The sequence below is a fragment of the Bacillus sp. BC05(2025) genome, assembly GCF_056725905.1.
Genome location: NZ_JBWYRA010000001.1, coordinates 845,867 through 858,838, shown reverse-complemented (window position 1 = coordinate 858,838; position 12,972 = coordinate 845,867). Strand labels below are relative to the sequence as shown.

Annotated in this window: 14 protein-coding genes; 12 read left to right on the top strand and 2 right to left on the bottom strand. The window is 35.5% G+C overall.

What is annotated here, in order from left to right; all coding sequences use genetic code 11:
- Positions 1-411 precede the first annotated feature (411 nt).
- Positions 412-1,443: a hypothetical protein gene (locus ACZ76X_RS04515; protein ID WP_479849872.1), complete on the bottom strand. Its 1,032-nt coding sequence runs from the start codon at positions 1,441-1,443 to the stop codon at positions 412-414.
- A gap of 275 nt (positions 1,444-1,718) precedes the next feature.
- Here ACZ76X_RS04515 and hcp point away from each other — a divergent pair, with 275 nt between their 5' ends.
- From hcp to ACZ76X_RS04485, 6 genes are all read left to right on the top strand, one after another.
- Positions 1,719-3,005: a hydroxylamine reductase gene (hcp, locus tag ACZ76X_RS04510; protein ID WP_033692232.1), complete on the top strand. Its 1,287-nt coding sequence runs from the start codon at positions 1,719-1,721 to the stop codon at positions 3,003-3,005.
- A 454-nt stretch (positions 3,006-3,459) separates the two neighbouring features.
- Entirely contained in the window at positions 3,460-3,780 is a 321-nt protein-coding gene (locus tag ACZ76X_RS04505) for a PadR family transcriptional regulator (RefSeq protein ID WP_000429483.1), read from the top strand.
- Between the two features lie 75 nt (positions 3,781-3,855).
- Positions 3,856-4,197: a DUF1048 domain-containing protein gene (locus ACZ76X_RS04500; protein WP_001969217.1), complete on the top strand. Its 342-nt coding sequence runs from the start codon at positions 3,856-3,858 to the stop codon at positions 4,195-4,197.
- Between the two features lie 155 nt (positions 4,198-4,352).
- Positions 4,353-5,114, top strand: a complete 762-nt coding sequence (locus tag ACZ76X_RS04495) for an ABC transporter ATP-binding protein (RefSeq protein ID WP_479849689.1) — start codon at positions 4,353-4,355, stop codon at positions 5,112-5,114.
- The gene (locus tag ACZ76X_RS04490; protein WP_000837837.1) at positions 5,115-5,864 is read left to right on the top strand and encodes an ABC transporter permease; all 750 of its coding nucleotides are present in this window, start codon (positions 5,115-5,117) and stop codon (positions 5,862-5,864) included.
- A 282-nt stretch (positions 5,865-6,146) separates the two neighbouring features.
- On the top strand, positions 6,147-6,518 hold the full coding sequence (locus ACZ76X_RS04485) for a DUF805 domain-containing protein (RefSeq protein WP_001267895.1): 372 nt from the start codon (positions 6,147-6,149) through the stop codon (positions 6,516-6,518).
- A 187-nt stretch (positions 6,519-6,705) separates the two neighbouring features.
- Here the strand turns inward: ACZ76X_RS04485 and ACZ76X_RS04480 are convergent, their stop codons facing one another.
- Positions 6,706-7,668 (bottom strand): helix-turn-helix transcriptional regulator, encoded by a 963-nt coding sequence (locus ACZ76X_RS04480; protein WP_479849688.1) that lies wholly within the window; start codon positions 7,666-7,668, stop codon positions 6,706-6,708.
- Positions 7,669-7,777: 109 nt separating this feature from the next.
- Here ACZ76X_RS04480 and ACZ76X_RS04475 point away from each other — a divergent pair, with 109 nt between their 5' ends.
- The 6 genes from ACZ76X_RS04475 (at position 7,778) to ACZ76X_RS04450 (ending at position 12,940) form a co-directional block, all read left to right on the top strand.
- Positions 7,778-8,257, top strand: coding sequence for a GyrI-like domain-containing protein (locus tag ACZ76X_RS04475; RefSeq protein ID WP_098254461.1), 480 nt, complete (start codon positions 7,778-7,780; stop codon positions 8,255-8,257).
- Positions 8,258-8,403: 146 nt separating this feature from the next.
- Complete coding sequence (locus ACZ76X_RS04470) at positions 8,404-8,661, top strand: DUF3963 domain-containing protein (RefSeq protein ID WP_163254273.1); 258 nt, start codon at positions 8,404-8,406, stop codon at positions 8,659-8,661.
- Between the two features lie 151 nt (positions 8,662-8,812).
- Entirely contained in the window at positions 8,813-9,442 is a 630-nt protein-coding gene (locus tag ACZ76X_RS04465) for a LysE family translocator (RefSeq protein ID WP_479849687.1), read from the top strand.
- A gap of 99 nt (positions 9,443-9,541) precedes the next feature.
- Positions 9,542-10,303, top strand: coding sequence for a glycosyltransferase family 2 protein (locus tag ACZ76X_RS04460; protein ID WP_001969207.1), 762 nt, complete (start codon positions 9,542-9,544; stop codon positions 10,301-10,303).
- Between the two features lie 593 nt (positions 10,304-10,896).
- Positions 10,897-11,619, top strand: a complete 723-nt coding sequence (sigI, locus tag ACZ76X_RS04455) for an RNA polymerase sigma factor SigI (RefSeq protein WP_000950302.1) — start codon at positions 10,897-10,899, stop codon at positions 11,617-11,619.
- A complete protein-coding gene (locus ACZ76X_RS04450) occupies positions 11,609-12,940 on the top strand; it encodes an anti-sigma factor domain-containing protein (RefSeq protein WP_479849686.1) in 1,332 nt (443 codons plus the stop codon). The genes sigI and ACZ76X_RS04450 overlap by 11 nt, the downstream gene beginning before the upstream one ends.
- Positions 12,941-12,972: the final 32 nt, after the last annotated feature.

Here is a 12,972-nt window from a genome sequence, read left to right as displayed (position 1 = left end):
CCTCACTTTTTTCTAACTATATTTAAATGCGAAGTCTGCATATGTTACTGAGATTTTAATTCCAAGTATACAAATACCAATACTGTCATAATTGCTATAACAACGTAAGTAGCATCAAGCATTATAAGTGTTTTTAAAGTTTCAGTCATTATCATTCACCCCTGGTATAAAAATATAAACATAATCTTTTATCAATCGGATAATAAGATTATAAAGATAACAATGTACATGAAATTTATTAAGTAGATTCTATATAAATATATCATATAAATAATGTAAACAATGTAAAGATAGTGTAAATATATTGTAAAGGAAAGGGTGGTTTATCATGACTATAAATCTTTAATTTATAAATACTATGTATCTCTCGTGTGTCGTATAGAACACAGTTATAAAATGTGAAAAATAGATTCATTTTGATAAATCAATCAAGATGCTAGTTGTTACTACATTTTCCTCTATAACTTCTACCTGCACTTGTTCATCGTTTCTCCAATTGATATTGAAGTTGTCTGTCGTATACATTTCCTTAAGAGTGACCTCTTTATATTTTTCTAAAATGCTACCTCTTTTCCCATAATAGATTCTTACAGTTGAAGTGGGGCTTGGTCCTTTTGATTTTATTGTTTCTCTAAGCTCGATAATATTTATGAGATTTGGAGATTCACTTTTTTCAAAGGTAAAGGAACTGACCACTTTTTGTACCTTCTTAAAAATAGGACCATTGGATTTATTTGATATGTTAAATTCCACAACTTCAGGTACGGATTCTTTTCCTCTTAGTGTTATCGTTGCTTCATAATCGTTTTTCCAATCTACGAAAACGTTTGAGGAATCGAGACGTTCTCCCTCATTTGCAATACTTATGTCAAAATGTTCCCATAAGCCGTATTTAATTCTGACGGGAGAGGAACCATGAGAAGAGTCTGAATCTATTTTCACTACTTTAATCGTATTTTTATTATTTGGAGAATGACTTTTTTTTAGTGTAATGTCCTGTAAATACAAAATGTAAGACAAACAGCCTACTACTAAAATAATCGAAATTACAATACGTAAGGCAGTAATTGGCCGGATTCGTTTTCTTTTTTTCTTAGTGCTTTTACTATCTTGTTCAAGGTCTTTTTCAATACTCGTTTGAACTGTTACTTTTGGCGGGCGAATAAACCACCAAACGAAAGCTATAAGTAGTAAGAAAAGAGGTATTCCTTGAATAAAGAAAAATCCTTTCCAAAAATCAAGTGCAGTACTATATGGAGAATCTGTTGCCATCCCCCCTATAAAAAGTGCCATTGGACTTGCAAGTATATTTATCCCTAAACCGATCAATACGAATGAAAGATTTTTATTCCTAATTTTTCGTGACCCAGCCATAATAAACAGAAATACTGCAATACCAAGTATAAGAAACAGTATTCCGTAATAAAACATCATATATACCATCATATTGTCCCTCCATAACTTTAATTGTACCATTAGTAAGGAAAAATTTGTGAAATGTTAGGTGGATATGATATTTGTATTCCTTAAAAGTGCACCGATATATGATGCAAATAAATCATGTGCAAGTATGAATATCAGGATACAGTAAAAATATTATGTCGACAATGTGAACTGTCACAAATTCTTATATATTATTGTGATTGATATCACATCCTTTTTTCTCAATGGGTATTATCCTTAGTTTGTAAGCAATCATTGGGAGAGGGTGGGATGATATGTTTTGTTATCAATGTGAACAAACGCCAACAGGCGGATGTAAAGTAATAGGTGTTTGCGGTAAAAATGAAACAATTGCAAGTTTACAAGATACGATTGTGTTTGGATTAAAAGGAATTGCTGCCTATCGTACGCATGCTGCTCAGCTAGGATATACGGATGCTTTTGTAGATGCTACGACGCAAGAAGCACTGTACATGACATTAACAAATTCTAATTTTAATGAACAAGAACATATTGATATGGCTATGAAAGTTGGGAAATCAGCTTTACGAGTAATGGAGTTGTTAGATGAGGCACATACGAATCACTTTGGTGTGCCAGAGCCTGTTCAAATTACACAAAACCATGTAGAGGGTAAAGCTATTGTAGTTACAGGCCATAATTTATTTGCATTAGAAGAACTATTAAAGCAAACGGAAGGAAAAGGAATTAATATTTATACGCATTCTGAAATGCTACCAGCGCACGGTTATCCGCAGCTGAAAAAATATAAGCATTTAAAAGGGAACATTGGTAAGGCATGGTATGATCAAAGACGTCTTTTCGAAAAATTTACAGGCGCCATATTAGCGACAACGAATTGTGTTATGCCAATTAAAGGATCATACTCTGATCGATTCTTTTCGTATGATATTGCAGGTTTAGAGGGCGTAGAAAAAATTGAAAATGATGATTTTGCACCATTGATTCAAAAAGCGCTAGAACTTCCAGAAGTACATATGGAATCGGATGAACAGTTAGTAACAGGGTTCCATCATCATACAGTATTATCATTAGCCCCAGAAATTATTGAGGCAGTACAAGAAGGAAAGATTAAGCGTTTCTTTGTTATCGCCGGTTGTGATGCACCGGGAAAAGGTGGAGAATATTATCGTGAATTAGCAACGTCACTTCCTCCAGAAACGGTTATTTTAACGACTTCTTGCGGGAAATTCCGCTTTAATGATGTGGATTACGGTGTTGTACCTGGTACGGGGATTCCACGTTACATTGATTTAGGACAATGTAATAATTCCATTTCTACAGTGAAAATAGCGACTGCATTAGCTGATGCTTTCCAATGTGAAGTGAACGAATTGCCAGTAAGTATTGTCCTATCATGGTTTGAACAAAAAGCGGTTGCCATTTTACTTGGACTATTTAGTCTTGGTATTCAAGATATTCGCATCGGTCCAAAGGCGCCTGAATTTATTTCATCTGGCGTACTTGATGTATTACAAGAAACATTCGGTTTAAAACTAATTACAACTGCAGCAGAAGATATGGATATGATGTTATCGTAACAAAAAGGATAATCGGTCTTTATGAATAAGAATCGCTAGTCTATAGCGCCCCAAAACAAAATGTAGCATATTTGTTTTGGGGTATTTTCTTTTCTAGGGATAGGTATGTGATGAAATTTCTTTTTAAAAAAATCGACTGTATCAGTTGATTTTAGAAAAATATAAAAATCGAGTTGACATTTACAACTACTCAGTCATACAATGTAGTCGTAATAGGTGATACTGAGTAGTGTTGTTTCTCAAAAAATTTTCAGTAGACAATAGGTAATAGCGGATTTTAGAAAAATTTTGAAAATCAGTTGACATCTACATCTACTTAGTCATACAATGTAGATGTAATAAGTGATACGGAATAGTTCGGATTAACAAAAACTATTCGGTAAAAAAATCGCCTTAGTACTCTGTAATACTGAATATAAGTCAGACAGAATAGGGGGTAAAGGAGGATCAGAACATGGAAAATTTAACTGAAATGCTGAAAGGTTCACTGGAAGGGTGTGTGCTGGAAATCATTAGCCGCCGTGAAACGTATGGCTATGAGATTACACGTCACCTGAATGATCTTGGGTTTACTGAAGTCGTGGAAGGTACGGTGTATACCATCCTCGTACGATTAGAGAAGAAAAAGCTTGTGAATATTGAAAAGAAACCATCAGATATGGGACCGCCTCGTAAGTTTTATTCATTAAATGAAGCTGGACGTCAGGAACTTGAATTGTTTTGGAAAAAATGGGATTTTGTATCGTCAAAAATTAACGTCTTGAAGTCAAACTAGCTTCATAATATAAAATGTTCCGGCTCATATTTGGAGAGTTTCTTGTTCTGCTTTATAAAAAAGGAGGAAAATAAGATGTTAGAAATGTTCAAAAAGTTAATTGGTGATAAAAAAGAGTACAAAATGATGATGGCACGAGTTGAGGCTCTGCCAGAGGACTACCAATTTGTATTTAAGAAGATTCAAAACTACATGTGGAATTTCTCAGCGGGTAACGGGATGGATATGTTACACATACAGTATGAATTAATCGATTTGTTCGAAGCGGGTGCAGCGGAAGGAAGACAAGTGCTTGACATTACTGGGGAGGACGTAGCATCCTTTGCTGATGAACTAGTGGCAAACGCTAAAACGTATGTCTCTAAGTATCGTGAAGATTTAAATGAAAGTATTATGAAGAAATTGAGAAAAAAATAAATGCAATACGTAATACCGACTGATTAGCTGGTTACAAATGTGAACTGCCGCCATCGCTATTCAGTTATATTTTTAAACCGCTACTAAGTAATACAGAATATCAGTGTTACTAAATAGAGGGTGTAGGTAATCTATTTTTATAAGGGGGAAAAAGTATGAGCAATGTAGCGATTTCTGTAAAAGGCTTGAAAAAATCCTTTAAAGACAAGGAAGTTTTAAAAGGGGTAGATTTTGAGGTGCAGCGTGGAGAAATTTTCGCGCTGCTAGGCTCAAATGGAGCTGGAAAGACGACAACGGTCAACGTCCTTTCGACGCTACTGAAGCAAGATGGTGGTGAAGTAAGTATTTGCGGATTTGATATCAAGCGCCAACCAGATTATGTTCGCCAAAGTATCAGCTTGACAGGGCAGTTCGCAGCTTTAGACGGTATGCTCACTGGGAGAGAAAACTTGATAATGGTTGCTAAGTTACGCGGAGTTTCCAATCCTGCACAAGTCGCTGACAATTTGCTTGAGAGATTTAGCTTGACTGGTGCAGCTAATCAGAGGGCAGAGCAATATTCAGGAGGGATGAAGCGCCGACTTGATATCGCCATGAGTTTGATTGGGGCGCCAGCAGTTATTTTTCTTGACGAACCGACGACAGGGCTTGATCCTGAAGCGCGGATTGAAGTTTGGGATACAGTGAAGGAACTTGCTGGTAGCGGCACAACGATTTTGCTTACGACTCAGTACTTGGAGGAAGCAGAACAACTGGCGGACCGTATCGCTATTTTACATGGCGGAAAAATTATTACGACAGGTACTCTTACTGAACTGAAAGAGATGTTCCCACCAGCTAAAGTGGAGTATATCGAGAAGCAGCCGACATTGGAAGAGATTTTTCTTGCTATTATCGGTAAAAAGGAGGAGATGTAAATGAAAAGCAAAACAGGGGTATTACTAGGTCGTTTAATGCGTAACATTATGCGTAGTCCGGATACAATTATTACGGTAGCGATTACACCGATTATGATGATGCTATTATTTGTCTACGTGTTTGGCGGCGCAATACAAACAGGAACGGAAAACTACGTAAATTATTTATTGCCGGGAATTTTGCTAATGGCTATCGCATCCGGTGTAGCTTACACTTCCGTTCGACTATTTACAGATGTAAAGAGTGGGCTGATGGCACGTTTCATTACGATGCCTATTAAGCGCTCATCGATATTGTGGGCTCACGTATTAACCTCTCTTGTTGCTAATGTACTTACTATCGTGGTGGTTATTCTTGTTGCACTCTTAATGGGCTTTCGTTCCAGTGCGAATATGCTAGATTGGCTTGCAGTAGCTGGGATACTAGGAATGTTTACGTTATCGCTAACATGGCTAGCTATCATTCCAGGGCTGAAAGCGAAGTCTATGGAAGGAGCGACAGCATACTCGTACCCACTCGTTTTTCTTCCATTTATTAGTTCAGCCTTCGTACCTACTGAAACGATGCCAAAAATTGTTCGTGCATTTGCTGAGAATCAGCCTGTAACCTCAATCGTGAATGCGATTCGTGCTTTATTATATGAAGGAACTGTTGGTAACGATATTTGGATTGCGCTCGCTTGGTGCGTAGGTATCATGATCATTTCTTACTTTTTCGCTAGTAAAGCATTTAAACGTCAGTTAGGGTAAGTGAAATAAATCGTCCGAAATCATATATATTTTTGAAAAAGCACGGGAAGATTTTCCGTGCTTTAATCATACATTCATACTTCGCTTAATTGTAGTAGTTTTAAAGTGAATAGGAGAATAATAAATCGAATACACATGACTTGAAGTATGGTATGTAGCACTTCGTAAAAAATAAACAGAATATTCTATATAAAAATAGAACTAAAAGATGTTATATTTATACTTATAAGGTATATAATGTATAACTTCGTTGTTTAGGGGATAGAAAAGGGAGAGGTTCAAATGAGATGGTATTTATATACTCTCAAAAACTATGCGAAATTTAGTGGGAGAGCTACGAGAAAAGAATACTGGATTTTTACTTTATTTAATAAGATTACGTTTTGGTCATTAATATATTTGGCCTCTTATTCTTCGTCTGCCTTTTATTTAAGAGCCAATATTACCTTGCTATATATAGCAATTTTTATCGTTCCTACTCTGGCAGTGGAAGCTCGTCGATTACATGATAGTGGAAAAACAGGATGGTGGCAGCTATTAAATTTGGTGCCATTTGGAGGAGCGGTTCTACTTGTGTTTTGTATCATTGAAAGTGATGAAGGTGAGAATAAGTACGGACCAAATCCACATTCAAATCTTAAACAAGCAATTTAATGTATGTATAGTAAACTCTAATATAAAAAGGTGTGGACTAAAAGTTAGTTCACACCTTTTTGCTGTATTATTCCTAGAAAATTCGTTCAGCATTGATAGCAAATACACGGTTTTCCCTAGGTATTTAAAAATATGGGCAACTGGTAACGAATGAAACTCAATATTTTGAGGTTTAACCGATTACTGCTTATGGGGAATATAAACATAACCGCTTTTGTAAGTCGTTTAATACTTCTTCAGGCATTTCCCTTATTGTAATATCTTGTCCTAGGAAAAGTAGCCAATTTGTTATCTCTGTCACTTCATCGGAATTGTTAACATTGATAAATGTTTTTAAAATGGCTGTGGATTGGTAAGGGTTTGTGTAAAATATTGAAACTTTGAAAGGGTGGTATTTTTTGAACTGGGCAATTGCTTTCGGGCCAAGTTCAAATACAAGGTTAATTGCTTCGTCTTTCTTACTTAGTTTTTCTAAAATCTTTTTCTTATTTAACCTCTTTTTCGTTGTGTACGGTTCGATATTGATAAGGTCATCGACAGGAAACAGCAGCTTCTTTTCTTCTTTTAAATCAAACCCTTCAATAATCCAATGGCTTTTTTCTTTATAAAGATGTAATAGATAAATTGGATAAGATTGGATTTCCTCTTCTTCTTTGACAGTAATCAATAAATGTCTATCCAAAAGAAGGATTTGGATGAGTTTTTCTAACATCGGATGGGGGAGGTCAGAAAGCTCAAGTAGATCAGGGTTATGTGGGTTAGTCCCTTCAAAAAGCAAGAGTTGATTTAAAAGAACAAGGTCATCCTGCTGGGTTTCTGAAATGAGTCCTAGTAGTTTTTCGGCTAAAGATTGACGACTCTTGAGATAGGGAAGTTGTTGATTTCTTGTAGCCATAAAGGCAATAAATAGAGCTTTCACTTCGTTATCAGTAAAGCGAACAACGGGTAAGATAGAGTTATGCATAACACAATATCCACCAGCTCTTCCGACTTCTGCTACAAGTGGCATCCCCATAGCTTCAATTTCTCTAATGTCTCTAACAGCTGTCGATCGTGATATGTTAAATTCTCGTATGATTTCTGAAATTGTAAAGTGGGAGCGGTTGTTGATATACCGCATAATTGTATTAATCCGTTCAACTTTTTTCATTTGAGTCTCCTAAACAGTATCATTTTTTGACATGATTTAAAGATATTATAAACTCATCAGATGAAAAGATAAATCGTTTGATTAATAAAAAAAGAGGCAGGTTTTGCATATGAAAAATTATACGATAGAAGAAAAAGATAGCTTTATTGTGTTAGGTATTGGAACTGAAATTAAGAGCGAATACACAGACTTTGCTGGAATAAATAAAGAAAAGGAAGGCTTTTGGTCGGCTATTAAAGAAGATGGAAGGCTGGACACTTTAAAAGCTCTAGCTACAAATGAATACATTTTTTCTGTGAGTGAAGCGGTGAATAACAAGATGATGTATTATGCTGGTGTCATGACAGAAGCACAAATAGAAGAAGAGTCTAGAGTGATCCAGTTTCCGAAGGGAGAATACTTAGTAGTGAAAGGAGAAGACAAAACTGCTGAAGAGCTAAGCAATAAGCTTACTGGCATCGCCTTCGGTCAAGCTTTACCAGATGCAAAAGATTTTGCCTATGTTGGTGGGCCAAATACAACGGTTGCGATGGGACAAAGAAACGGCTTAGTTTTTGGTGAAATGTGGATTCCGGTTGTTAGGAAGTAAAGTGATAAAAGGTACGAATATGGGAAGTAGAGGCTAACAATCTTGCATTGTTGGCCTTTTTGGCATAAATAAATTATTCATATGCTACTGCACTTTATGTTCTGATAAAATGGAATAAAAGGGAATTAATGTAAGGTGGTGACGGGTTGAATAAAAAAAGGATATTTGAGCTATTTATAGTAATGTTTGTTTTTCTATTCCTTCATGTAAGCACATATACCAATGAAAAATTTAACGATAAATTAGGTTCCTTTACTTTCGTTGTTCTATTTCTTATGATTTATATTTACGCTGTATTTATAGAACGTTATTTTGATGATATTCAGAAGTGGGTTCGAAATATAACAATTTGTTTTGCTTTGTTAGTAGTTGCTGTAGTGTCACTATGGATAGGTTATTTTTAGTTCTTACTTAAGAGAATGAGAAATATGTGATTACACTACATTCGATCTGATAATATTACTGAGCCGCATCGGTTTATATTAATCTTTTCTTTCCTCGATCATGATAATATGTACAATAGGAAATTTTATGTAACATAAAGGGGGAAGGTTTATGGTTAGCTTGAGTACTTTGGTAGCTTTTGCAATTGTTTCGCTTAGCATGGTTTGTTCACCTGGGCCTAATATGATTTACCTCATTTCCCGTTCCATTACGCAGGGACGTATGGCGGGATTTATTTCTTTATTGGGCATCATGCTCGGATTTGTAATCTATATAATTGCAACTATGTTTGGACTTACAGTTCTATTCCTTGCTGTTCCCACTGTATATGAAGCAGTAAAGTGGGCAGGTGCTGCTTACTTACTCTGGCTAGCTTGGAATTCGATTAAACCGGGTGCTACATCTATTATGGAACCTCGTACGATTTCTAATGAACTACCACGGAAATTATTTTTAATGGGACTCATGACTAATCTTCTCAATCCAAAGATTGCTATTTTGTATGTATCACTTTTACCTCAATTTGAAGATCCAGAGAAGGGATCGTTACTTTTTCAAGGTGCAGTTTTGGGCCTTACGCAAATCACTGTTAGCTTTATAGTTAACCTTCTAATTGTATGTACAGCAAGTAAAATTGCGAAATGGTTTGGCACACGCCCAACGTGGTTACGAGTGCAGTGTTGGCTTATGGCAAGTGTTTTAACGGGGCTTGCTGTACGTCTTGCTTTTGAACGTCGATAGTAAGAGCCTCTTTACCTTCAGTTTCTATAATATAACCTAATAAATATTAATATAATTTATGTATAGTAGGTAGTTACCTTATAAAATAAGGGGGATATTATGACTGATACAAACGAATCTTCAGGAGTCAATTTGAAAAAAGATGTGAAGTTTTCTATTATAATCCCTGCACATAATGAAGAAAAATACATTAGAAAATGTTTAGATTCAATTGCAAAGGCATCAGAGGCATATAAAGAGCAAACGGAGGTCATAGTTGTTTTAAATCGTTGCACAGATCAAACAGAGGAAATAGCAAAATCTTATCATTGTATTACATTAAAAAATAACGATAAAAACTTATCTAAAATTCGAAATGCAGGGGTTAAAATAGCTAGTGGAGAAATAATCGTTACTATAGACGCCGATACGATAATGACAGAGTCTTTGTTATCTAATGTAGATAAATATTTAGCTTCAGGTAAATACATTGGTGGTGGGGTAAATGGGAAGTTTGAAAGAATCTCTTTTGGAATATTCTTTTCTGCTATTTTCATTATAATCCCCCTACTTTTTAAATACGGTGCTATATCTGTAGGGATTTTTTGGTGTTATAAAAAAGACTTTATGGCAATTAACGGATTCAATGAAAACATGCTTATGGCAGAAGATGCAGATTTTGCGAAACGGTTAAAAAAATGGGGAAAACGAAATAATAAGAAATTCGGTACCATCAAAAATGGAATGATAACTTCATGCAGGAGATTTGATACATATGGAGACTGGGCTTTATTTAAAAACCCAAAAGTAATATTAGCTTATCTAAAAGGAAATGATAGAAAATATGCAGATAAGACATATTATGATAATCAAGAAAGATAACGCTTTAGAAAATCGGTAGGAAATAGGGAGAACAGCTGATTTTCTAATATATAATGAGAGCCCAACTTAATTTAATAGATATGATAAGAAAACCATTGATTAGCCTTTTTTCAAATCAATGGTTTTTATTTTTGAAATAAATATGTATTTTTTATAAAAAATATTTTTTGACCCCCATAAAATTTTGTACTCCTCCGAATATGTATAGTGAAGAAAAGAAATAGAAGAAAAATGACTATGAAAGAATATAGAAGTATTAATAAAATTACTAGATTAAGTGGAGCATCCGAAATAAAAGGGTGAAATTACCAATTATATAAAGAAGAGTTATGCAAGGATTGCAGATAAAATAGAAAAAGAGCAAGCAAAACAAGCGGAAGAACATAAGAACGTATATTAAAATATAAGCTTAACTTTAGTGCCGAGGGAAAAGGAAAATCATTAGGAAAACGGTGGGAAAAGTTAGACTCGAAAAATATAACTAACAGCAAGAAGACAAGACCAAAGAAAAGTGCTAACAAAATGTGGTTAAATGGTCGCTTGTTTAGTGACCATTTTTCTATTTAAAGCAGAAGGAGGCTGAGAGATTACCAGTGTTAAGTTTAGTAATGAAAATCTTAAGAAAACCGAAAATAGAAGATATCGTATGTAACATACAAAATAACGAAGAAGATAAAGAAGCATTTATCGTACAGTATCAGCCGTTTATTAGAAAATCAATCTCGTCTGTCTGCCGCCGATATATTACAGAACAGGATGATGAATATAGTATTGGATTGTTTGCGTTTAACGAAGCAATTGAACAGTATTCATATAAAAAGGGAAAATCTTTTCTAGCGTTTGCTGATCTTCTTATAAAAAGAGATGTAATTGACTATATACGCAAGGAGTCTAAGCATAATCGTGTCTTTTTAAAAGAAGATGAGCAAGAGGAAATGTTAGAAATGCAAGTGTCGCTTACGGAGTATATGAAAGAGATGGATAATAGTAACCGTAAGGAGGAAATTCTTCATTTTCAAAGTGTGTTAGCTGAGTTTAAAATCACATTTTCAGAGCTTGCAAAAGAATCTCCTAAGCATCGTGACACCCGTGAGCACTTAATAGAAATTGTAAAGATGATTATAAAAGAAGAGGAAATGATGGAGGAGCTGTTCCGAAAGAAAAAATTACCGCTTAAACATATTGAACCGCGTGTTAGGGTAAGTCGTAAAACGTTGGAGCGGCATAGAAAATATATCATTGCCATGTGTATTATATTCGCAAACAACTATACATACATTCTTGATTATATAAGGGGAGGGAAGCATGATGAATAAAGGAATTGTGATGGATATAAAAAAGCATAGTGTAGTTGTATTAACACCGAATGGAGAGTTTATTACGTGTAAAAGAAAAGGGGATTCTTGCATGATTGGGGAGGAAATTTCATTTGATGAGCAAGAACAAAAAGCATCGCGTTTTTCAATCCCTTATTTCTTAAAGCCGGCATCATTACTTGTTGCTTGTTTTCTATGTGCGCTGTTATTTTTCTACAACCAACCGGAAGAAAAAGTATTTGCTTACGTCTCAGTTGATATAAATCCAAGTTTAGAGGTGAGCGTAACGAAGGATCTTCGCGTTATAGATTTACAAGCTTGTAATGATGATGGAAGGCGTATTTTAAAAGAAATGAAACGGTGGGAAAATGAACAATTGCAAGAAGTAATACGTACAATTATAAAGCAGAGTCAGGAGGATAAGTATTTAACGAATGATAAGCAAGTTATGCTAACAGCTGTTGCAAAGGACAAGTCGTTAAGACCACAGTTGGAACAGGTTATGCAGGAATTAAAGAAAGAATATGAGATCAAGCATATTACAGTAGAATATCAAAGCAGTACGATGCAAGTACGAGAGAATGCTAGAAAAGCTGGAATTGGCACAGGTGTCTATATAAAGCAAGAGAATGAGAAGAATAAATCGCTTACTCCACCTGCTACGCCGTCTAATCCGGTGGAAAAGGAAGAAGAGGTGCAATCGCAGCCGGAGTCATCTTCTGGTGCAGCACCAGATTTGTCTTCTGTAAAAGAAAAAAAATATGAGAAGCCAGAGCATGAAGAACAAAAGAAAACAGAGGAACAACCATCGAAGCAAATAAAAGAAAATAATGGTAGAGGAACTCAGCAAGAAAATAGAGGGAATCAGCAAGGGAGCAATGGTAGAGGATCTCAGCAAGAAAATAGAGGGAATCAGCAAGGGAACAACGGTAGAGGATCTCAACAAGGAAATAATGGGAATCAGCAAGGGAACAACGGTAGAGGGTCCCAAGGAAATAATGGGAATCAGCAAGGGAACAACGGTAGAGGGTCCCAAGGAAATAATGGGAATCAGCAAGGGAACAACGGTAGAGAATCTCAACAAGGAAATAATGGGAATCAGCAAGGGAATAATGGTAGAGGATCTCAACAAGGGAATAATGGGAATCAGCAAGGGAACAATGGTAGAGGTTCTCAGAAAGAAAATGGTGGAAACGAGCAAGGGAACAATGGTAGAGGTTCTCAGAAAGAAAATGGTGGAAACGAGCAAGGGAACAATGGCAGGGGTTCTCAACAAGAGAATAGAGGCCACCAGCAAGGGAATGAAAAGAAGAATCAATAGAAATATGGAAGTGAGAGATTCATTTTAAAGCG

What these genes read in the sequence shown, in the direction of transcription:
- ACZ76X_RS04515 (WP_479849872.1), bottom strand. Translation starts at nt 1,443, where the DNA reads ATGGTATATATGATGTTTTATTACGGAATACTGTTTCTTATACTTGGT.
- hcp (WP_033692232.1), top strand. Translation starts at nt 1,719, where the DNA reads ATGTTTTGTTATCAATGTGAACAAACGCCAACAGGCGGATGTAAAGTA.
- ACZ76X_RS04505 (WP_000429483.1), top strand. Translation starts at nt 3,460, where the DNA reads ATGGAAAATTTAACTGAAATGCTGAAAGGTTCACTGGAAGGGTGTGTG.
- ACZ76X_RS04500 (WP_001969217.1), top strand. Translation starts at nt 3,856, where the DNA reads ATGTTAGAAATGTTCAAAAAGTTAATTGGTGATAAAAAAGAGTACAAA.
- ACZ76X_RS04495 (WP_479849689.1), top strand. Translation starts at nt 4,353, where the DNA reads ATGAGCAATGTAGCGATTTCTGTAAAAGGCTTGAAAAAATCCTTTAAA.
- ACZ76X_RS04490 (WP_000837837.1), top strand. Translation starts at nt 5,115, where the DNA reads ATGAAAAGCAAAACAGGGGTATTACTAGGTCGTTTAATGCGTAACATT.
- ACZ76X_RS04485 (WP_001267895.1), top strand. Translation starts at nt 6,147, where the DNA reads ATGAGATGGTATTTATATACTCTCAAAAACTATGCGAAATTTAGTGGG.
- ACZ76X_RS04480 (WP_479849688.1), bottom strand. Translation starts at nt 7,668, where the DNA reads ATGAAAAAAGTTGAACGGATTAATACAATTATGCGGTATATCAACAAC.
- ACZ76X_RS04475 (WP_098254461.1), top strand. Translation starts at nt 7,778, where the DNA reads ATGAAAAATTATACGATAGAAGAAAAAGATAGCTTTATTGTGTTAGGT.
- ACZ76X_RS04465 (WP_479849687.1), top strand. Translation starts at nt 8,813, where the DNA reads ATGGTTAGCTTGAGTACTTTGGTAGCTTTTGCAATTGTTTCGCTTAGC.
- ACZ76X_RS04460 (WP_001969207.1), top strand. Translation starts at nt 9,542, where the DNA reads ATGACTGATACAAACGAATCTTCAGGAGTCAATTTGAAAAAAGATGTG.
- ACZ76X_RS04450 (WP_479849686.1), top strand. Translation starts at nt 11,609, where the DNA reads ATGATGAATAAAGGAATTGTGATGGATATAAAAAAGCATAGTGTAGTT.